Consider the following 20,453-nt stretch of genomic DNA (forward strand, 5'->3'; position numbering starts at 1 on the left):
GGAAAGGACGCGAATTATAGCATTGGCCGGGGTTGGCCCCCTGATGGCCCCTGTCCTAGCGAGGCGCCACCGCGCCGTGTTCCACGTGGAACCAGGCCCCGGGCGTGCGCTCTCCGAGCCCGGCCGGCGGCTCGGTCCCGGTGAGGAAGATCTGGGCGCCGCTGCCGAGCAGGCGGTCCAGCACGCGCTGCTGATGGCGACGGTCCAGCTCCGAGGCGAGGTCGTCCAGCGCGATCACCGGCCATTCCCCGCGCTGGACGGCGTAGTCCTGCGCCTGGGCCAGCAGGCAGGACAGGGCGGTGAGCTTGGCCTGGCCGCGGGACAGGGTTTCACGCTGGGGCAGGGCGGCGTAGTCGACGCGCCAGTCGGCGCGATGCGGCCCCACGCCGGTATGGCCGAACTGCCGGTCGCGATCCCGCGTCACCAGCAGCGCGTCGGCCAACGACAGCTCCTGGCGCTTCCAGCCTGGCGCAAAAGCCAGCTGCGCGCGCCCCAGCATGGGCACCAGCGCGTCCGCGGCCTCCGAGAGCTGCGTCTGCAGACGGTCGAGGTAGGCCAGACGGTGCGCGGTGACCGCTTCCCCGGCATCGGCCAGCTCCGCATCCCATGCGTCCAGCTGGGCCAGGCTGCCGCCGGACTTCAGCAGGGCGTTGCGCTGCTTGAGGGCGCGGTTGTAGCGCCGCCAGGTCGGCAGGAAGTCCTGTTCCACGTGGAACAGGCCCCAATCCAGGAAGCGCCGTCGCGGCTCGCCGCTGCCTGTCACCAGGGCATGGCTGCCCGGTTCGAAGCTCACCACGGCCAGCGCAGCGCACAGATCGCCGAGCTGGGCCACGTTGTTGCCGTCCAGGCGCCCCTGCCACTCCTGACCGCTGTGGCGCAGGCCGGCCTTGCGCAGCCGCTCGTGGCCGGCTTCGGTCCATTCGACGAAGACCTCGACCGCGTCGCTGCCCGTCCGGATCAGCCCGTCACGAACGCGGCCCCGGAAGCTGCGCCCCCAGGCCATCAGGTGCAGGGCTTCGAGCAGGCTGGTCTTGCCGGCGCCGTTGTCGCCGGTGATGAGGTTCAGACCCGGCGCGGGCGCCAGTTCGACCCGCTCGAACCTGCGTAACCCGCCTACGACCAGCCGCGTCACGTCCAAGGTCGAACGCTCCCAAACGGCGACGCCCGGAAAACTCCGGGCGTCGCGTCGTGTTTCACGTGGAACAGCACTGGGGTCAGAGGCGCAGCGGCATGACGACGTGGCGCGAACGCTGGCTGCCGGCCTCACGCACCAGCGCCGAGGAATTCGCATCGCGCAGCTGGATCACGATGTGCTCGTCGCGCAGGGCGGACAGGGCATCGAGCAGGTAGTTGACGTTGAAGCCGATCGCCAGCGATTCGACCTTGGTGTCGGCCTCGATCTCTTCCTGCGCCTCTTCCTGCTCGGGGTTGTGCGCGCTGACCTTGAGCTGGCCGGGCGAGAGCTCCACGCGCACACCGCGGTACTTCTCGTTGGACAGGATCGCGGCGCGCTGCAGGGCGGCACGCAGGACCTCGCGGTCGAGCTTGACCTCGATATCGGCGCCGATCGGGATCACCGCCTCGTAGTCGGGGAAGCGGCCGTCGATCAGCTTGGAAGTGAAGGTGACATCGTCGCGCTTGACGCGAATGTGGCTGCGGCCGACTTCCAGCTCCAGCACGCGGTCGCCGCCTTCCAGCAGGCGCTGCAGCTCGGTCACGCCCTTGCGCGGGACGATGATCTGACGCTTGGTCAGGCTGCCGCCGGTTTCCAGGCCGGATTCGCACAGCGCCAGGCGGTGGCCGTCGGTGGCCACGCAGCGCAGCGAGGTGTCGCGCAGGTCGAACAGCAGGCCATTGAGGTAATAGCGCACGTCCTGCTGGGCCATGGCGAACGCGGTGCGCTCGATCAGCTCCTTCAGCGCCGCCTCCGGCACGGTGACGCGCTCGGTGGCCTCGACCTCGTCGACCGACGGGAAATCGTTGGCCGGCAGCGTGGCCAGGGTGAAGCGGCTGCGCCCTGCGGCGACGCTGACCTTGTCGCCGGTCTGGCTGACGGTGATGCGGCTGCCATCGGGCAGGGCGCGCACGATTTCGAACAGCTTGCGTGCCGGGATCGTGGTCTCGCCGTCCTGGGCGTCCTCGACCGCGCTGCGCGCAATCATTTCGACTTCCAGATCGGTGCCGGTCAGCGAGAGCTGGCCGTTGTTCACCTGCACCAGGAAATTGGCCAGCACGGGCAGGGTCTGGCGACGCTCCACCACATTGACCACTTGCGCCAGGGGTTTGAGGAAAGCTTCTCGCTGCAGGCTGAAACGCATCGTGGGTGTCCCGGTGCTCTAGGTTTTTAGAAGTGTATAAATCTTAAAAGCTGATGGTGATGGTTGCCGCGGATTTCCGGGAAAACCGATCTAAACCATTGATCAGCCTCGTTTTTATTCGCTTGAAACCCGGTGGATGGCGTGTCGGTTTGCTGCGGGAAAAACTGTGGACAACTTTCATCGTCAAATCGATCCACGCCTTATCCACAGCTTCGACCCCCTACCGCCCACCGGATATTCCATGAATGCGGCGACCCGCACAGCATAGCCACCGCGGGGCCCGCCCGCTCACTCGCTGAGCTTGCGGATCAACTTGTCCCAGTCTTCCTTGAGCTTGCCGTCGGACTCCATCAGCGTGCGGATCTGCCGGCAGGCGTGCAGCACGGTGGTGTGGTCGCGTCCGGCGAAGGCGTCGCCGATCTCGGGCAGGCTGTGTTCGGTCAGCTCCTTGGTCAGGGCCATAGCCACCTGGCGCGGGCGCGCCAGCGAGCGGGTGCGGCGCTTGGACAGCAGATCCTTGATCTGCAGGCCGTAGTAGTCGGCCACGGTCTTCTGGATGTTGGGGATGCCGATGGCCTGCTGCTGGGCGCGCAGCAGGTCGCGCAGGGTCTCCTGGGCGAACTCCGGCGTGATCGCCCGGCCCAGGAAGTTGGCGCGCGCGGCCAGCGTGTTGAGCGCCCCTTCCAGGTCGCGCACGTTGGAGCGCATCTTCTTGGCCAGCAGGAAGGCCACATCGTCGGGGATGTGGGTGCCGCGCTCGGCCGCCTTGGACAGCACGATGGCCGCGCGGGTCTCGAAGTCAGGCGGGTCGATGGCCACCGACAGGCCCCAGGCCAGGCGCGACTTCAGCCGCGGCTCCAGGCCCTCCACCTCGCGCGGGTAGCGGTCGCAGGTCAGGATGATCTGCTGGCGACCGTCGAACAGCGCGTTGAAGGTGTGGAAGAACTCTTCCTGGGTGCGGTCCTTGCCGGCGAAGAACTGGATGTCGTCGATCAGCAGCGCGTCGACCTGCTGGAAACGGCGCTTGAACTGATCCATGGTCCGCTCGATCAGCGCCTTGGTCATGGCGCTGAAGAACTGCTCCGAGCGCAGGTACAGCACGCGCGCGGCCGGGTTCTGCCGGCGCATCTCGTTGCCGGCCGCGAACATCAGGTGCGTCTTGCCCAGGCCAGTGCCGCCGTACAGCAGCAGCGGGTTGTGGGCGCGATCGCCAGGCTTCTGCGCGGCCTGCCAGGCGGCGGCGCGGCCGAGCTGGTTGCTGCGCCCTTCGACGAAGTTGTCGAAGGTGTAGTGCGTATCGAGGTTGCCGGCGAAGGGCTCGACCGGCGCGGTGGCCGCGGTGGTCAGCGAGGCGCTCGCACCGTTGCCCGAGGCGGCGGCCGGCTCGGCCGCCTTGGCCCGCGAGCCCACCGCCAGCGAGACCTGGTCGAAGCCTGCGTAATGGTCGATCAGCTCACGGATGCGCGGCAGGTAGCGCTCGCGCACCTGGTCGACGATGAAGGCGTTGGGCGCATAGAGCACGACCGCGTCGGGACGCTGTTCGGCCTGCAGCGGCTTGAGCCAGGTGTGGACATCTTCGGCCGGCAGTTCGGCTTCCAGGCGTTCTAGGCAGCGGGGCCAGGCATCCATCTTTGAGAGATCGGTCATCCAGCGCCGGGCCAGCTCGCGCAGCCCGACGGCACGTGGAAAAGAGGGTCGGGCAGGGTACCACGTCGTCCGCTTTGCCCACCGTCCGACCACCGCTCATCCACAGTTCCATCCACAGGCCGGGCACACGCAAGCTTGACGCGCGCTTTGGCCGCCCCGTAGAATTTCCGGTTCTTTCCACCCCTTATCGCCTGAGAGTGCCCCATGGCCACCAAGCGCACCTACCAGCCCAGCAACCTCAAGCGCAAGCGCGACCACGGCTTCCGTGCCCGCATGAAGACCGCTGACGGTCGCAAGATCCTCGCCCGTCGCCGCGCGAAGGGCCGCAAGACGCTCTGCGCCTGATGCCTCGCGCCGCGCCTGGCGCGCGGCCGGTCATCACAGCATGCGTTTGCACACCAAGCCCGCGCCGCGCAACGGCGCGGGCTTTGTCGTGCCATGAGTCCTGACGTTTCGTCCAAGACCTTTCCCCGCCGGGCGCGCGTGCGCACCTCGGCCGAGTACACCCGGGTCTTCGGCCTCGCCCGCCGCCACGCCACGCCGCTGATCGCCCTGCACCTGGCGGCCGGTGGCGAACAGGCGCGCCTGGGCCTGGCGGTCTCGCGCAAGGTCGACAAGCGCGCGGTCGGACGCAACCGCATCAAGCGTGTGCTGCGCGACCACTTCCGTGCGCTGCGCCTGGCGCTGCCGGCCGGCGACTACGTGCTGGTGGCACGCCCGGCGGCCGCGCAGGCCTCGGCCGCGCAGCTGCGCGCGGCCTTCGACCAGCTGCTGCAGCGCGCCGGCGCGTTGCCCGCCCCGGATGCGGGCGGCACAATGCGCCCCGCGCCAGCGCGCCCCTCCTCTTCCCTTTCCACGCCGGACGCTGCAACCGGCTGAGACTGCCTGCTTCCATGAACCAGACCCGTGTTTTCCTGATCTTCGCCTGGCTGATGGTGGCGACCCTGTTGTGGATGGAGTGGGGCAAGTGGAAGACCGCCCAGGACCATCCGGCCACCCCGGTGGCGGCGGCCACGACGACGCCTGCGGCCGATGCCGGCGGCAGCGGCGTGCCCAGCACCGAGGGGCTGGCGACCACGCCGTCGCCCGGCACCGCCGCGGCCACGACCGCACCGGCCAATTCCGCCGCCGCTGCGCCGGCCGCGGCTTCGACCCAGGTCACCGTCACCACCGACACGCTCAAGCTGGTCATCGACGGCAGCAAGGTGCTGCGCGCGCAGCTGCTGCAATACCCGCAGAGCCGTGATCCCGGCGCGCCGCCGGTGGAACTATTCAACCAGAACCCCGCCCAGCTCTACACCGCCGGACTGGCCTGGACCAGCCAGGGCAGCGCCGCGCCGGGCCCGGGCGCGGTGTTCCGCCCCGAGCAGCCGCAGCGCGATTACGTGCTGGCCAGCGGCCAGGACAGCTTGCGCATTCCCTTCGTCTGGGAAGGCAACGGCGTGCGCATCGTGCGCACCTTCACCATCACCCGCGGCGCCTATCTGGTCGGCGTCTCCGACCAGGTCACCAACACCGGCAGTGCGCCGTGGACGGCGGTGATCTATCGCCAGCTCGAGCGCACGCCGCCGCCGCCGGTCAAGGGCGGCATCACCAACCCGCATGCCTTCAGCCTGGTCGGCGCGGCCTGGCGCACCGCCAGCGGGGCCTACGAGCGCCGCAAGTTCGGCGACGACTACCTGGAAGACGGCAAGCTCAACCAGGACATGAAGGGCGGCTGGATCGCGATGCTGGAGCATCACTTCCTTAGCGCCTGGGTGCCCGATCCGCAGCAGCCGGCGCTGGTGTCGCTGGATGAGCGCACCGTCGGCGGCGTGCGCCGCTATCTGGTCAGCGAGACCGGCCCCAGCCTGACCGTGGCGCCGGGCCAGACCGGCACCACCGATGCGCGGCTGTGGGTCGGCCCGAAGCTGGTCAAGGCGATCAAGGCCTCCGGCATCCCCGGCCTGGACAGCGCGGTGGACTACAGCCGCTTCGCGCCGCTGGCGGTGATCGGCTCGGGCCTGTTCTGGATCCTGAGCCATCTGCACGATCTGCTCGGCAACTGGGGCTGGTCGATCATCGGTCTGGTGGTGGTGGTCAAGCTGGTGCTGTTCCCGCTGTCCTCGGCCCAGTACAAGTCCATGGCCAAGATGCGCAAGTTCCAGCCGCGCATGCAGCAGCTCAAGGAGCGCTACGGCGAGGATCGGGCCAAGCTGCAGCAGGCCATGATGGAGCTGTACAAGAAGGAGAAGATCAACCCGATGGGCGGCTGTCTGCCGATCCTGGTGCAGATGCCGATCTTCCTGTGCCTGTACTGGGTGCTCAACGAGTCGGTCGAGCTGCGCCAGGCGCCGTGGATCCTGTGGATCCATGACCTCACCGCGCGCGATCCCTACTTCATCCTGCCGGTGCTCAACGTGCTGGTGATGTGGCTGACGCAGAAGCTCTCGCCGACCACGGGCATGGACCCGACCCAGGCCAAGATGATGCAGTTCATGCCGCTGATCTTCGGCGCGACCATGGCCTTCTTCCCCTCCGGCCTGGTGCTGTACTGGGTGACCAACGGCAGCCTGGGCCTGTTGCAGCAGTGGTGGATGGGCCGCGTCCACGGCCAGCCCTCGCTGGGCAAGCCGGAGAGCGACAAGCCGGACAAGACGGTCCGCAAGTAAGTCGCTCGACGCTTCACCGCAAAAGCCCGCCGTCTTCGGCGGGCTTTTGTTTTGTCTCTCTCACGGTGATGGATCGCGGCGTGTGGGCGTTGCGGCTTCGGATGGGCAGGGGCGACTCGCGTCAAGTCACAACGCTTCGGTTTGCGCGGTCGTTCAAGCCTCTCCCTCCCAACCAATGCGATCAGCGACGGGAAGGCATCGACTTGAGGCCCCCTCCCTTGCGCGCAGCGCGGGGGAGGGATGGGGAGGGGGCGGGGCTTTACAGGGCAAGCCACAGAAGCGAAGAGCAAAGGCACCCCACCCCGGCCCTCCCCTTCGCCTGCGGCGAAAGGGAGGGGGCAGAGCGCTTGCTCGACGCCTTGGGGTCGGAAGGAGCCCTGGTCTATCCGCCGCGAAAGCCTCGACCCTGGCGGATGTGTGGAGAGCGGGCCAGGAATTGCGGACCGAGCCGAGGAGCCGCGCCCGGCCGGGTCGAGGCTGCTCGGCGAAGTCCGCTCTACACCACCGCGCTCATGTCATCAACACGCGTGCCCTCCGCACTCCGGCGAAGCTTTTTTTGTTTTTGCGCGGCGGCACGGGCACGATGCCGGGCGCCGCACTGTCCTCATCGAATCCGCACGCCATGCACGCATCGCCCTCGCACACCGACACCATCGCCGCCGTGGCCACTGCGGCCGGCGCGGGCGGGGTGGGCATCGTGCGCCTGTCGGGCCCGCGTGCGAGGCAGATCGCCCAGGCGATGGGCGCGGGCGAGTTGGCGCCGCGGCAGGCGCGCTATGCGCGCTTCGTCGATGGTGCGGGCGAGGTCATCGACGATGGCATCGCGCTGGCTTTCGTCGCGCCGGCCAGCTTCACCGGCGAGGACGTGGTCGAACTGCAGGCGCACGGCAGCCCGGTGGTGCTGCGTGCGCTGGTGGCGCGCGCCTGCGCGCTGGGTGCGCGCCAGGCGCGGCCGGGCGAGTTCTCCGAACGCGCCTTCCTCAACGGCAAGCTCGACCTGGCCCAGGCCGAGGCGGTGGCCGACCTGATCGCCGCCGGCGATGCGCGCGCGGCGCGTGCGGCGCGGCGTTCGCTCGATGGCGTGTTCTCGCGCCGCGTCGAAGCCCTGGCCGAGCAGCTGCTGCGGCTGCGGGTCCACGTGGAGGCGGCGATCGACTTCGCCGACGAGCCGCTGGAGACCCTGGGCGGCGCGGCTGTGCATGCCGGCGTGCAGGCGCTGCTGGCCGACCTCGAGCAGCTGCTGGACGAAGCCCAGCGCGGTCGCCGGCTGCGCGATGGCCTGCACGTGGTGATCGTCGGGCCGCCCAACGCCGGCAAGAGCTCGCTGCTCAACGCGCTGGCCGGGCGCGAACGCGCCATCGTCACCGACACCGCCGGCACCACGCGCGACACGCTGCACGAAGTGATCCGCATCGATGGCGTCGAACTGACCCTGGTCGACACCGCCGGTCTGCGCGAAGGCGGCGATGCGATCGAACGCGAGGGCATGCGCCGCGCCGGCGACGAACTGCGCCGCGCCGATGTGGCGCTGGTGATGCTCGATGCGCGCGATCCGCAGGCCGGCCGCGCCGCGGTGGCCGATGTGCTGGATCCGGCCACGCCCAAGCTGTGGCTGCACAACAAGCTCGACCTGTTGCCCGACGCGCCGCGCCTGGACCAGGACGCGCTGGCGCTGTCCACGCGCACCGGCGCCGGCCTCGATGCGCTGGTCGCGCGTCTGCAGGCCCTGGCGCTGGGCCAGGCCGGCGCCGCGGTGGAGGGAGAATTCTCGGCGCGCGCCCGCCACGTGCAGGCGCTGGAAGACGCACGCGAGCACGCGACGCTGGCAAAACGCGAGCTCGATCACGAATCCCTGGCGCTGGCCGCCGAAGAACTGCGCCTGGCCCACGACGCGCTGGGCGAGATCACGGGCAGGATCTCGCCCGACGCCTTGCTGGGCCGGATCTTTTCCACGTTCTGCATCGGCAAGTGACCCGCCCGGGCAGTTGACAACCGCGACGCTTGACGCGAGTTTCGCCACTTGGTCTGCGCCATGCGGACCCTTCAGGGGAACCATCGATGTCCAAGCTCACACCGACCGCCCTGCGGCCCGTGGCCGCCTTTGCGCTGCTGGGACTGCTCACCGCCTGCTCGCAGCAGCCTGCTTCCACGCCGGCCGCCAGCACGCCGCCGCCGGCCGACCCGCAGAGCGCCGCGCAGGCCATCGCCGCCGATGCCGCGCCCAAGGGCGCGGTGGCGGCCAGCGTGCAGGCCATGAGCACCGACGATCTGCGCGCCGCCGCCACGCGTGCGATCGGCCAGAACCGTCTGTACGCACCGGCTGGCGACAATGCGGTGGAGTACTACCTGGCCCTGCGCGACAAGCAGCCCGACGATCCGGCGGTGACCAGCGCGCTGACCGACTTCATGCCCTACACGGTGATCGCCGCCGAGCAGAGCATCGGCCGCAAGGACTTCGACGAGGCACGGCGCCTGCAGGCGCTGATCCGCAAGGCCGATCCGAACGCGCCGTCCCTGCCACGCCTGGCGGCGGCCACCGAGGCCGGCGAGAAGCTGCTGGCCCAGCAGAGCAGCGACGAGGTGGCCAAGGCCAAGGCCGCCGCCGAAGCCAAGACCAGGGAGGCCCAGCGCCTGGCCGAACAGGCGGCCCAGCAGAAGCAGGCGACCCAAGCCCAGGCCGCCCAGCCGCGCGCCGCGCGCGAGGACAGCGCCCGCGATGCACCGGCCGCACCGGCGTCCGCGCCGGCGCCGCGCCCGCAGGCGGCCGCAGAACGTCCTACGCCGGTTGCGGCAGCGCCAGCCGAGCCATCGGGATCGCCCTCGTCTGGGTCGGCCGCCTCCAGCGGCGAGCGGCGCCTGCTCAGCGCGCCGCCGCCGCGTTATCCGATGGATGCGCTGCGCGCCGGCACCAGCGGCCAGGTGGTGGTGGAGATCACCATCGGCGGCGATGGCGATGTCAGCAACGTGCGCGTGGTCCAGGCCACGCCGCCGCGCGTGTTCGATCGCGCCGCGCTGACCGCGGTCAAGCGCTGGAAGTTCGAGCCCACCGGCGCCACCAGCACCACGCGCCGCACGATCGCCTTCAACCCCGGCTGAGCGCGCCCGGCAACGCAAAAAAAAAGGGCCGGCATTGCCGGCCCTTGTTCGTTGTGGGCGATGCAGGCTCAGCCGGAGATCGCCAGCTGCTCGCCGCGGTAGCGGCGCACCGCCAGGAACCACATCAGCCCGGCCAGGGCGAAGCTGGCGCCCAGATAGATGCCCCACTGCGCCGGCGAGACGACCTCGCCACGCACGACCTTCAGGATCAGCTGGTTCTGCGCCAGGAACGGCACAGCGAACTGCCACAGCTGGGTCTTGACCGGGTTCACCATCAGCACGATCGAGGGCAGCATCGGCAGCAGCATCAGCCAGCTCATGTGGCTCTGCGCTTCCTTCATGCTCTTGGCCGTGGCCGACAGGTAGGTCAGCAGCGTGGTGCCGATGAACACCATCGGCATCAGGATCAGCAGCAGCAGCGCGATGGTGGAAAAACTCACCGCCATCTGCCGGCCGACCGTGGGCGAGATCACCGCGGTGAGCTTGAACATCAGCAAGGTCAGCGCCAGCGACAGCAGTGCCACCGCGCAGGCCGCGGCGACCTTGCCGCTGACCACCGCGCCGCGCGGGGCGGGCGTGGCCAGCAGCGGCTCCAGCGACTGGCGTTCGCGCTCGCCGGCGGTGCCGTCCATGATCAGATAGGCACCGCCGATGAAGGCGCTGAGGATCAGCAGGTACGGCAGCAGCACGCCCACCAGCCGGCCGCGCTTGGCTTCCTCGGAGGCCATGTCGGTGTCGCTGATCTGCAGCGGCGCGGCGGCCGCAGGGCTGATGCCGCGCGCGAGCAGGCGCAGCGCGCCGACCTGGCTGTTGTAGGCGCGCAGCAAGGCCTGCACGCGCTTGACCGGCACCTCGGCGTTCTGCCGGGTCGAATCGCTCAGGACCTCCACCGGCGCCGGTTCGCTCTTGCGCCACTTCTCACCGTAGTCATCGCCGATGCGCAGGATCACGTCGGCCTTCTGCTCGGCGATGGCCGCGGCGACATCGGCCGGGGGATCGACGATGGTGACGTTCTGGCCTTCCAGCCAGGCGATCAGATTGGGCGCGTGCTGCTTGCCGATCACCGGCAGCTCCAGCGGCTTGTCGGTCAGGTCGCGGATGCGGTTCTCGGTCAGGGTGAACAGCCCGATCAGCAGCACCGGCACCAGCACCGGACTCAGCAGCAGCGAGAGCGCCACGGTGCGGCGATCGCGGAAGAAGTCGAGCAACTCCTTGCGCATCACCACCCACAGGGTCTTGAGACTGTTCATGCCAGCAGGCCCTCCTCCGAACCGATCGCTTCGACGAAGGCGTCCTCCAGGTTGTCCCGGCCGTACAGCGCGCGCAGTTCATCGGGCGTGCCGGCGGCCACCACCGTGCCCTTGGCGATGATCACGATGCGATCGCACAGCGCGGCCACCTCCTGCATGATGTGGCTGGAGAACACCACGCAGCGACCTTCGCCGCGCAGCTGCTTGAGAAATTCGCGCAGGCCGCGGGTGGTCATCACGTCCAGGCCGTTGGTCGGTTCGTCCAGCACCACGTTGCGCGGGTCGTGCACCAGCGCGCGGGCGATGGCGGTCTTGGTGCGCTGGCCCTGGCTGAAACCTTCGGTGCGCCGGTCCAGGAAGTCGGTCATGTTCAGCGCGTGCGCCAGGCGCTCGGTGCGCGCGGCGATGGTGGCCTTGTCCAGGCCGTGCAGCGCGCCGAAGTAGGCGATGTTCTCGCGTGCGGTCAGGCGCTTGTACACGCCGCGCGCGTCGGGCAGCACGCCCAGTGCGCGCCGCGCGGCCTGCGGATCGGCGGCCACGTCCAGCCCGTCGATCAGCACCTGCCCCTGGTCGGGCTGCATCAGCGTATAGAGCATGCGCAGGGTGGTGGTCTTGCCGGCGCCGTTGGGACCGAGCAGGCCGGTGATCTGGCCGTCGGCGGCGGTGAAGTCCACCCCGCTCACGGCCTTGACCACGGTCTTCTTCGATTGGAAGGTCTTGTGGAGATTCTGCAGGGCGATCATGGGTCCCATCCGTAGAAGCCGGTGAAGGGCGGGGTGTCGGTGAGGCGGTCCAGGCACGTGGCGTCGAGCGACTTGGCGTCGGCCTTGTCCAGGAACTGGCCCAGCAGCTGCGGCGCGCAGCCCACGGCGATGACGTTGTGGCCCTGGCCCTTGAGCACCAGATGCCGCGCGTTGGGCAGCGACTTGGCGACTTCCGCGCCGTAGCGCGGCGGGGTCACCGGATCGAACTGACCGCTCAGCAGCAGCGCCGGCACGTCGGTGGACAGCGGCTTGCGGAAGTTCGCCGCGCGCGTGCCCTTGGGCCACACCGCGCACTGCGCCTTGAGCCCCTCGACGATGGCGTTGCCCAGCAGCGAGCCGTCCTGCCTGGGATCGGGTGCGAGCTCGCTGCCGTCCTCGGCGCAGATCACCGACAGCTGCATGCCCATGGCCATCGAATCGGAGAGCGAGCCGCCGATCAGGCTGGCCGTGGCCGCCAGCGTGTCGTAGCGGCCCTGCGCGGCTTCGGCGAACTGCAGGGGCAGGGTGGCGGTCATCAGCGGCATGTAGGCCGACATGCGCACCAGCCCGGCCACATCGCCGGCGTGCAGGGTTTCCTGGCGCGCCGCGCCGGTGACCGGGTCGCGGAAGTTCACCGTCGGCGGCTGCGTGCGCAGGGTCTGCATCAGCGCGTTGAGGCGCTGGCGCGGGTTGCCCAGCTTGTCGGCGCAGGCCTTGTCGTTGGCGCAGCGGGCGAACTGCAGGTCCAGCGCGCTTTCCAGGTTCTGCGCGAACTCGTTGCCCAGCACCAGCGAATTGGGCGCCACGCCGTCGAGCACGATGGCGCGCGTGTGCTGCGGATAGGTGGCCGCGTACTGCTGGGCCACGCGCGTGCCGTAGGACACGCCGACCAGATCGATCTTGGCCGCGCCGATGGCCTGGCGCACCGCATCCAGGTCGGCGATCGCATCGCCGGTGGTGTAGAAACGCGGGTCGGCCTTCTTCTCCAGCTGCGCCAGGCAGCTGCGCGCATAGGCGCCGGCGGCATCGGGTGTGTCGATGTCCTGCGCCTTGTCCGGCTGCGGGCATTGCAGCGGATTGGAGCCGCCGGTGCCGCGCTGGTCGACCAGGATCACGTGGCGCTTGGCGTTGACCTTGGCGAAGGCGGTCTGCAGCTGCGGATAGGTGTCCAGCGCCGACTGGCCCGGGCCGCCGGCCAGCATGAACACCGGATCGGGCTCGGCCGAGGTGTCGTTCTGCGCCGGCACCCAGCCGATGCGCAGGGCGATCTTGCGTCCACCCGGGGCGGCGCGGTTCTCCGGCACCTGCAGCGTGGCGCACTGGGCCTCCACCGAGGCGGGCATCAGCGGCGCGCTGAGCGTGCAGGGCTTGAACTCCAGCGTGCCCAGCGTGCGCGCCTGCGCCGCCGGGACACTGGCCGCCAGCAGCAGGGCTGGCCACCACCATCGTTGTTGCATGGGACTCTCCTTGGAAGGCATCCGTGGTCCGGATGTGGATGCTGACATGACGCGCGGCGCCGGCCGATGTGACCGGGTGCGGCGCCGCTTACGGTTCGAACAGGAAGATCGCCTCGATCGGCTCGCCGAACAGCCGGGCGATCTGGAAGGCCAGCGGCAGGCTCGGGTCGTACTTGCCGGTCTCGATCGAGTTGATGGTCTGGCGCGACACGCCCAGGCGCTCGCCCAGCGCCGCCTGCGACCAGCCGCGCGCCTCGCGCAGCTCGCGCACGCGGCTGTTCACAGGTACTTGCGCAGCTGCCAGGTGTAGACCACCAGCTGCACCACCATCAGCCATACGCCCACCCACAGCAGGGCGTTGCCGGCGTCGATCCGCACCAGCCCCAGGCGCAGCAGCAGCCAGACGGCGAAATAGCCCTGCGAGACCAGCAGCGCCGCAAGCGCCCAGCTCTCCACCTCCAGCTTGCGCATCAGCTCGTCCAGCTGGCGCAGGCGCAGCACCGTGGCCGCAACGAACAGCCCCATTGCCAGCAGCGGCAACGCGCCCAGGACCAGCACCTGCAGCGGCGAGGCGGTCTGCGGCACGCCCCAGCGCGCCAGCAGCACCAGCAGCACGTACAGCGCCAGGGCGATGCCGCTGAACCAGCGCACGCGCCGGTCGGCGCAGGCGCCCTGTTCGCGGGCCTCCAGCAGCAGGAAGTAGGTGCGGCGGGCACCGGGGATCAGCAGCACCAGCAGCAGCACGGCCAGCGCGGTGCCCATGCCCGCCGCCATGCCCAGCAGCGTCTGCCGCCCCTCGGCGCTAAGCGTGGGCAGCAGGCCCGGCACCAGCGCCAGCACCGCCACCGCGGCGGCCAGGGCCGCGATCAGCGGCAGGCGCCAGCGCAGCGAGCGCGGCGGGGGTGTGGTCTGGTCATTCATCGGCGTGCCCGGCCTGCGGCGGGAGGCGGCGCGCCTGGGCGCGGTCGTGCAACGGAAGCGGTGTCCATGCGAAGCGCGATGTCAAGGAAGGTTGACACCATCCTGCGCGCGGCAGCGGCGTCGTGTCAAGCACGCTTTACATCGCGGCCAGGCGCTATTTCGAGCTGACGTATTTCTCGCGACGGATCTGCGGGATCGGCAGGCCTTCGCCCTTCAGCGCCTCGAAGCAGGCGTCGACCATGTCCGGGTTGCCGCACAGGTAGGCGATGTCGCGGGCCGGGTCGGGCGCGATGCCCGGCAGGGCCTGCTGCACATAGCCGTGGTGCGCGCCGGCCTGCTGCTCGCGCGAGAGGCAGGGCAGGTAGGAGAAGCCCGGGTGCGCGGCGGCGAAGGCGGCGAACTCGTCGTGGTAGAGCAGCTCGCCCAGGGTGCGCGCGCCCTGCAGCAGCACCACCTCGACGCCGCGTCCGGCCATGGCCGCGGCCAGCGCCGGCAGCATGGACCGGTACGGCGTCACGCCGGTGCCGGTGGCGATCAGCACATAGCGCGCATTGGCATCGCCCGGCTGCAGGGTGAAGCGGCCGAACGGCCCGCTGGCCTGCACCACCTGGCCCGGCGTCAGCGCCTCGAACAGCGCCGTGGCCGCTCCGCCCGGCACATAGCTCACCGCCATCTCCACCGTGTCTTCGGCCGCCGCGCCGGGCGTGCGCACGTTGGCCAGCGAATAGCTGCGCCGCGCCGCGCTGCCGTCGGCCATGGTGAAGTGCACCTGGATGAACTGCCCGGGGATGAAATCCAGCGCGGCCTGGTCGGCGCGGCGGAACACGTAATGGCCCACGCTCGGGGCCAGCATGCGGCGGGCGATGAATTCCAGCGGAAACTGCGCGATGGCCAAGGCGTTGGAACGGTGTGATGCCCGGGCTGCCGGGACGGGGCACCTATAATAGGGCTCTGTCTGTCATGCGGGCTCAACGCCCGCGCCAAGGCCTTCCATGACCTCGCTCTCCCCTGTCGCCGGTCCCGTGCCGGCGCTATCCATCGTCGATCTGAAAAAGCGCTACGACAACGGCGTCGAAGCGCTCAAGGGCGTGTCGCTGAGCGTGGAGCCCGGCGATTTCTTCGCCCTGCTCGGGCCCAACGGCGCCGGCAAGTCCACGCTGATCGGCATCATCTCCTCGCTGGTCAACAAGACCTCCGGGCAGGTGCAGGTGTTCGGCACCGACCTGGTCGCGCACCGCGACGCGGCCATGCGCCTGATCGGCCTGGTGCCGCAGGAGATCAACTTCAACCTGTTCGAGAAGCCCTTCGACATCCTGGTCAACTACGCCGGCTTCTACGGCATCCCGCGCGATGAGGCCGTTCCGCGCGCCGAGGAGGAGCTCAAGCGCGCGCAGCTGTGGGACAAGGCCTTCCTGATGAGCCGCACGCTCTCCGGCGGCATGAAGCGGCGGCTGATGATCGCCCGCGCCATGATGACCCGCCCGCGCCTGCTGATCCTGGACGAACCCACCGCCGGGGTGGACATCGAGATCCGCCGCGGCATGTGGAAGACGCTGCGCGAGATCAACGCCGCCGGCACCACGATCATCCTCACCACCCATTACCTGGAGGAAGCCGAGAGCCTGTGCCGCAACCTGGCGATCATCAACCACGGCCGCATCGTCCAGCAGGGCCCGATGCGCGCCCTGCTGGCGCAGCTGGACGTGGAAGGCTTCCTGCTGGACATCGACGGCGAGTTGCCCGCGCAGCTGCCGGTGATCGAGGGCGCCACGCTGCTGGCCGCCGACCCGCATACGCTGGACCTGGACATGCCGCGGCAGATGGAACTCAACCGCGTGTTCGACGCACTCGATGAGGCCGGCATCCGCGTGCGCTCGATGCGCACCAAGTCCAACCGGCTCGAAGAGCTGTTCGTCCGCATGACCGCTGCGCCCGCCGCCGCGCAGGAGACCTCCGCATGAGCAGCCCCCCGACCCTGGTGCCGACCACCAGCAACGCCCGCCGCAACCTGACCGCGCTGTGGACCATCACCCGCCGCGAGATCGCCCGCATCCTGCGCATCTGGGGCCAGACCCTGGTGCCCCCGGCGATCACGATGACGCTGTACTTCCTGATCTTCGGCGGCCTGATCGGCTCGAAGATCGGCGACATGGGCGGCTTTTCCTACATGCAGTTCATCGTGCCGGGCCTGGTGATGATGAGCGTGATCCAGAACAGCTACGGCAACATCTCCTCCAGCTTCTTCGGCGCCAAGTTCGGGCGCCACGTCGAGGAGCTGCTGGTCAGCCCGATGCCCAACTGGGTGATCCTGCTGGGCTACGTGGCCGGCGCGGTGCTGCGCGGGCTGATGGTCGGCGCCATCGTGCTGGCGATCGCGATGTTCTTCACCCCGGTACGCGTGCCGCATCCGCTGGTGACGCTGAGCACGGTGCTGCTGGGCGCGACCATCTTCTCGCTGGCCGGCTTCGTCAACGCGGCCTATGCCAAGAAGTTCGACGACATCGCCATCGTGCCGACCTTCATCCTGACCCCGCTGACCTATCTGGGCGGCGTGTTCTATTCGGTCAAGCTGCTGCCGGGCTGGGCCGAGGCCGCCACGCACCTCAACCCCATCTTCTACATGGTCAACGCCTTCCGCTACGGCCTGCTGGGCAGTTCGGACGTGCCGCTGTGGGTGGCCTATGCGCTGATGCTGGGCTTCGTCGTCGCCCTGGCCGCGCTGGGCCTCTACCTGCTCAAGCGCGGCGTGGGGCTGCGCAGCTGACGGCCGCATCGGGCCCTGCGTCAGCGACGCACGGCCCGGCCGGTGCGGCGGTCCACCGCCGCGCACTACACTTGCCGGCCATCCCCAGGCAAAGGAGTGCGACATGAGGCAGGTGGTCATGACCGTGGCGGTGCTGAGCGGCACGTTGGCGCTGGTGGCGTGCAAGCCGCAGCCGCAGCCGCCCTCGGCGCAGGACGCCGCCGCGCCCGCGGCGAGCGCGCCGGCCGATTCGGCGCCCGCGGCGGCCAAGGACACCGCGCCGGCCGCGGTCAAGGGCTTCGATCCGGCCAGCCTGCCGATGTCGAGCGTGGCGCTGGGCGACTTCCCCTACCTCAAGCTGCCCGATGGCTACGTGCCGACCAACAAGGCTGAGCTGGCCGAGTTCGACCAGGTGCCGCTGTGGACGGGCGACCGGCTCGAGCCGGTGGAAGGCCGGATCTGGTGGACCAATGTCAGCGCGGCGCAGGGCAAGACGTTCTCGCAGTTGGAGCTGACCCGCAACATCGAGGCGGCGGTGGCGGCCATGGGCGGGCGCAAGATCTTCGACGGGCAGATCCCCGCCGAGGCGCGCGACCAACTCAAGACCTGGCGCGGCGATCCGGCCACCCGCTTCGTCGATGGCCTGGGCGATTTCTACAACAACCCCGTTCAGGTGTTCGTGGTCCATCGCGCCGACCGCGACATCTGGATCCACCTGTGCAGCTATCAGTTTGGCGCCGGGCTGCTGATCGCCGAGACCAAGCCGCTGCAGATCACTGCCGGCCTGCTGCCGGCCAGCGCGCTGAAGGCGCAGATCGACAAGGCCGGCAAGGTCGCGCTGCACGTCAACTTCGCCACTGACAAGACCGAGATCCTGCCCGACTCGCAGCCGCAGATCGCCCAGGTCGTGCAGCTGCTCAAGGACGATCCGGCGCTGAAGCTGGCCGTCAACGGTTACACCGACAACACCGGCGAGCCGGCGCACAACAAGGCGCTGTCCGAAGGCCGGGCCAAGGCGGTGGTGGCCGCGCTGACCGCGCAGGGCGTGGAGGCCGCGCGCCTGTCCGCCGCCGGCTTCGGCCAGGCCGACCCGGTTGCCGACAACAGCAGCGAGGACGGCAAGGCCAGCAACCGCCGGGTCGAGCTGGTCAAGCAATGACCGCAACGTCCGCCTGCGCCGCCCTCGGCGCAGGTGCGCGTCGCGCGCGATGGCGCAGCACGCGCCTGCGTGCTTACATGCCTGCCGTTGACCGAGTAAGAGGCAAGGCATGCGCATCTTGGTATTGGGGGCCGGCGGCACCGGCGGCTACTTCGGCGGTCGCCTGGCGCAGGCCGGGGTCAATGTGACCTTCCTGGTGCGCCCGGCGCGCGCCGAGCAGCTGGCCCGCGACGGGCTGGTGATCGAGAGCCCGCTGGGCGACGCGCAGCTGGCCGTGGCCTGCGTCACCGCCGAGGCGCTGCCGGCGCTGGCGGCGCAGCGGCCCTTCGACCTGGTGCTGCTGAGCTGCAAGGCCTACGACCTGGACAGCTCGCTCGACGCCATCGCCCCCGCGGTCGGCCCGGACACCACCGTGCTGCCGATCCTCAACGGCCTGCTGCACTACGCGGCACTGGATGCGCGCTTCGGCGCGGACAGGGTGCTGGGCGGGCTGTGCTTCATCAGCGCGATGAAGGGCGAGCGGGGCCAGATCGTGCACCTGGGCAAGGCGGCCTCGATCACCTTCGGCGAGCGCGACGGCAGCGGCGACACACCGCGCGTGCAGGCCCTGGCCGCGGTGCTGGCGCAGGCCGGGGTGCAGTACGAGGCGCGCAGCGACATCGCCGTGGCGCAGTGGACCAAGTACAGCTTCCTCACCGCGCTGGCGGGGGCGACCTGCCTGATGCGCGGCAGCGTCGGTGCGATCGAGGCCTGCGAGGGCGGGCGCGATTTCATGACCGGCCTGTACCGCGAGTGCCTGGACGTGGCCGCCGCGGCGGGCGCCAAGGTGCCCGAGACCGCGCAGGCCTCGATGCTGGAGGTGCTCACCCAGCCCGGCTCGTCGCTGACCGCCTCGATGCTGCGCGACCTGCAGGCCGGCCAGCGCGTGGAAGCCGCGCACATCGTCGGCGACATGGCCCATCGTGCCGCCCACTTTGGCCTGCGCGTGCCGCGCCTGGACACGGCCTGGATCCACCTGCAGGTCTACGCCGCGCAGCTCGGCTGAGTCCTTCGCGCCGCCGCCACGCGCCGCTGCCGATGCTGCGCGGCGTTGCGTCCTAGGGGAGCGGTGCCGATGAAGGGCTTGTCCGGGTTGTTCAAGGCCGGCCACGTGCTGGTGATCCTCATGTTCGTGCTGTGCGGCGTGGCCCTGCTGTGGCTGGCCGCGCAGGAGCTGTGGCACGGCCTGGTCCAGGCGCCGGCCGGGGCGGACATGCGCGCGCGCTTCAACACCGTGCTCGAGTGCGTGGGCCTGCTGACCATCGCGCTGGTGTCGATCGAGCTGGGCCAGACGATCTTCGAGGAGGAGGTGTTGCGCGACGTCAAGGTCAGCGGGCCCACGCGCGTGCGCCGCTACCTGTCGCGCTTCCTGGTGGTGGTGGTGATCGCGCTGTCGATCGAGACGCTGGTGTCGGTGTTCGAGATGGCGCACGAGGCGCCCAGCCAGCTGCCCTATGCGGCGTCCATCGGCGCCACCGCCGCGCTGCTGCTGGTGTCCTGGGGCGTGTTCGTGCGCTTCAACCGCGCCGCCGAGGAGCTGGAGCCCGAGGCGATGGCCGATGCCAAGCGCGAGGACGACAAGGTCGAGTCCTAGACCGCTTGGCCAGGCAGGCCGAAGAACGCGCGCGCGGTCGCGGTGGTGGCCTGGGCGATGCGATCCGCGTCCTCGCCGCGGTCGCGCGCCAGTTCCTCGGCGATGTGCGGCAGGAAGGCCGGCTCGTTGCGCCGGTCCTTCGGCAGCGGCCTGAGCGTGCGCGGCAGCAGGTAGGGCGCGTCGGTCTCGATCATCAGCCGCTGCGCCGGGATGCTGGGGACCAGCTCGCGCAGGTGCGCGCCGCGGCGCTCGTCGCACAGCCAGCCGGTGATGCCGATATGCCAGTCCTGGTCGAGGTAGTCGAACAGCTCCTCGCGCGTGCCGGTGAAGCAATGCACCACCGCCGCGGGCAGCCGGCCGTCGAACTGCTTCATGATCGCCATGAAGTCCGCATGCGCATCGCGCTGGTGCAGGAACAGCGGCTTGCCGGTGTCCACCGCGGTCTGCAGCTGGCGCTCGAACGCGCGCCGCTGCGCCGGGCGCGGCGAGAAGTCGCGGTTGTAGTCCAGCCCGCATTCGCCCACGGCCACCACTTCCGGCTGCGCGAGCAGGGCGCGCATCTCGGCATCGCATTCCTCGGTGTATTCGACCGCGTGGTGCGGATGCACGCCGGCGGTGGCGAACAGCACGCCCGGGTGCGCGCGCGCCAGGTCCAGCGCCTTGGGCGAATGCTCGCGGCTGGCGCCGGTGATCACCAGCTGGGCCACACCGGCTGCGCGCGCGCGCTGCAGCACCGCGTCGCGGTCGCGGTCGAAGGACTCGTGGGTGAGGTTGGCACCGATGTCGATCAGCTGCATGGAGCGTGGCGCACGAACGTGGGGGCGGCCATTGTAGG

At 69.9% G+C, this 20,453-nt stretch carries 20 protein-coding genes; 10 read left to right on the forward strand and 10 right to left on the reverse strand.

The window, feature by feature from the left end; genetic code table 11:
• Positions 1-55: 55 nt before the first annotated feature.
• The 3 genes from recF to dnaA form a co-directional block, all read right to left on the reverse strand.
• Positions 56-1,138 (reverse strand): DNA replication/repair protein RecF, encoded by a 1,083-nt coding sequence (gene recF / locus WFQ05_RS06730; RefSeq protein WP_337053195.1) that lies wholly within the window; start codon positions 1,136-1,138, stop codon positions 56-58.
• A gap of 76 nt (positions 1,139-1,214) precedes the next feature.
• Positions 1,215-2,318: a DNA polymerase III subunit beta gene (gene dnaN, locus WFQ05_RS06735; protein WP_130520359.1), complete on the reverse strand. Its 1,104-nt coding sequence runs from the start codon at positions 2,316-2,318 to the stop codon at positions 1,215-1,217.
• 288 nt (positions 2,319-2,606) lie between these two features.
• Positions 2,607-3,947 (reverse strand): chromosomal replication initiator protein DnaA, encoded by a 1,341-nt coding sequence (dnaA, locus tag WFQ05_RS06740; RefSeq protein WP_130520358.1) that lies wholly within the window; start codon positions 3,945-3,947, stop codon positions 2,607-2,609.
• Between the two features lie 222 nt (positions 3,948-4,169).
• Between dnaA and rpmH the strand changes: the two genes are divergently transcribed.
• From rpmH to WFQ05_RS06765, 5 genes are all read left to right on the forward strand, one after another.
• Complete coding sequence (rpmH, locus tag WFQ05_RS06745; RefSeq protein WP_014162171.1) at positions 4,170-4,310, forward strand: 50S ribosomal protein L34; 141 nt, start codon at positions 4,170-4,172, stop codon at positions 4,308-4,310.
• A 93-nt stretch (positions 4,311-4,403) separates the two neighbouring features.
• On the forward strand, positions 4,404-4,844 hold the full coding sequence (gene rnpA, locus WFQ05_RS06750) for a ribonuclease P protein component (protein ID WP_130520356.1): 441 nt from the start codon (positions 4,404-4,406) through the stop codon (positions 4,842-4,844).
• 14 nt (positions 4,845-4,858) lie between these two features.
• Positions 4,859-6,616: a membrane protein insertase YidC gene (gene yidC, locus WFQ05_RS06755; protein ID WP_337053196.1), complete on the forward strand. Its 1,758-nt coding sequence runs from the start codon at positions 4,859-4,861 to the stop codon at positions 6,614-6,616.
• A 622-nt stretch (positions 6,617-7,238) separates the two neighbouring features.
• Positions 7,239-8,588 carry a tRNA uridine-5-carboxymethylaminomethyl(34) synthesis GTPase MnmE gene (mnmE, locus tag WFQ05_RS06760; protein WP_337053197.1) on the forward strand — a complete coding sequence of 450 codons (1,350 nt, stop codon included), beginning with the start codon at positions 7,239-7,241 and terminating at the stop codon, positions 8,586-8,588.
• Positions 8,589-8,674: 86 nt separating this feature from the next.
• Complete coding sequence (locus tag WFQ05_RS06765) at positions 8,675-9,712, forward strand: energy transducer TonB (RefSeq protein WP_337053198.1); 1,038 nt, start codon at positions 8,675-8,677, stop codon at positions 9,710-9,712.
• 68 nt (positions 9,713-9,780) lie between these two features.
• Here the strand turns inward: WFQ05_RS06765 and WFQ05_RS06770 are convergent, their stop codons facing one another.
• From WFQ05_RS06770 to WFQ05_RS06795, 6 genes are all read right to left on the reverse strand, one after another.
• Positions 9,781-10,962 (reverse strand): ABC transporter permease, encoded by a 1,182-nt coding sequence (locus tag WFQ05_RS06770; RefSeq protein ID WP_337053199.1) that lies wholly within the window; start codon positions 10,960-10,962, stop codon positions 9,781-9,783.
• Entirely contained in the window at positions 10,959-11,705 is a 747-nt protein-coding gene (locus tag WFQ05_RS06775) for an ATP-binding cassette domain-containing protein (protein WP_130520347.1), read from the reverse strand. Before WFQ05_RS06775 ends, WFQ05_RS06770 begins: the two co-directional genes overlap by 4 nt.
• The gene (locus tag WFQ05_RS06780; protein WP_131660223.1) at positions 11,702-13,162 is read right to left on the reverse strand and encodes an alpha/beta hydrolase; all 1,461 of its coding nucleotides are present in this window, start codon (positions 13,160-13,162) and stop codon (positions 11,702-11,704) included. Before WFQ05_RS06780 ends, WFQ05_RS06775 begins: the two co-directional genes overlap by 4 nt.
• Positions 13,163-13,250: 88 nt before the next feature.
• Entirely contained in the window at positions 13,251-13,445 is a 195-nt protein-coding gene (locus WFQ05_RS06785) for a helix-turn-helix transcriptional regulator (RefSeq protein WP_130534184.1), read from the reverse strand.
• Positions 13,442-14,083, reverse strand: a complete 642-nt coding sequence (locus WFQ05_RS06790) for a hypothetical protein (RefSeq protein ID WP_130520341.1) — start codon at positions 14,081-14,083, stop codon at positions 13,442-13,444. Before WFQ05_RS06790 ends, WFQ05_RS06785 begins: the two co-directional genes overlap by 4 nt.
• 154 nt (positions 14,084-14,237) lie before the next feature.
• A complete protein-coding gene (locus tag WFQ05_RS06795; RefSeq protein ID WP_337053263.1) occupies positions 14,238-14,936 on the reverse strand; it encodes a ferredoxin--NADP reductase in 699 nt (232 codons plus the stop codon).
• Between the two features lie 139 nt (positions 14,937-15,075).
• Between WFQ05_RS06795 and WFQ05_RS06800 the strand changes: the two genes are divergently transcribed.
• The 5 genes from WFQ05_RS06800 to WFQ05_RS06820 all read left to right on the forward strand — a co-directional run bounded on the left by WFQ05_RS06800 (position 15,076) and on the right by WFQ05_RS06820 (position 19,618).
• Entirely contained in the window at positions 15,076-16,044 is a 969-nt protein-coding gene (locus tag WFQ05_RS06800; protein ID WP_130520337.1) for an ABC transporter ATP-binding protein, read from the forward strand.
• Positions 16,041-16,847: an ABC transporter permease gene (locus tag WFQ05_RS06805; RefSeq protein WP_337053200.1), complete on the forward strand. Its 807-nt coding sequence runs from the start codon at positions 16,041-16,043 to the stop codon at positions 16,845-16,847. The genes WFQ05_RS06800 and WFQ05_RS06805 overlap by 4 nt, the downstream gene beginning before the upstream one ends.
• A gap of 103 nt (positions 16,848-16,950) precedes the next feature.
• Complete coding sequence (locus WFQ05_RS06810; protein ID WP_337053201.1) at positions 16,951-17,985, forward strand: OmpA family protein; 1,035 nt, start codon at positions 16,951-16,953, stop codon at positions 17,983-17,985.
• A 109-nt stretch (positions 17,986-18,094) separates the two neighbouring features.
• Entirely contained in the window at positions 18,095-19,030 is a 936-nt protein-coding gene (gene panE, locus WFQ05_RS06815; RefSeq protein ID WP_337053202.1) for a 2-dehydropantoate 2-reductase, read from the forward strand.
• A 69-nt stretch (positions 19,031-19,099) separates the two neighbouring features.
• Complete coding sequence (locus WFQ05_RS06820) at positions 19,100-19,618, forward strand: hypothetical protein (protein ID WP_337053203.1); 519 nt, start codon at positions 19,100-19,102, stop codon at positions 19,616-19,618.
• Here the strand turns inward: WFQ05_RS06820 and WFQ05_RS06825 are convergent.
• The gene (locus tag WFQ05_RS06825) at positions 19,615-20,415 is read right to left on the reverse strand and encodes a TatD family hydrolase (protein WP_337053204.1); all 801 of its coding nucleotides are present in this window, start codon (positions 20,413-20,415) and stop codon (positions 19,615-19,617) included. The two genes, WFQ05_RS06820 and WFQ05_RS06825, sit on opposite strands and share 4 nt — an antisense overlap.
• Positions 20,416-20,453: the final 38 nt, after the last annotated feature.

This window comes from Pseudoxanthomonas sp. USHLN014 (genome assembly GCF_037153335.1).
In the GTDB taxonomy this organism is placed as follows: domain Bacteria; phylum Pseudomonadota; class Gammaproteobacteria; order Xanthomonadales; family Xanthomonadaceae; genus Pseudoxanthomonas_A; species Pseudoxanthomonas_A winnipegensis.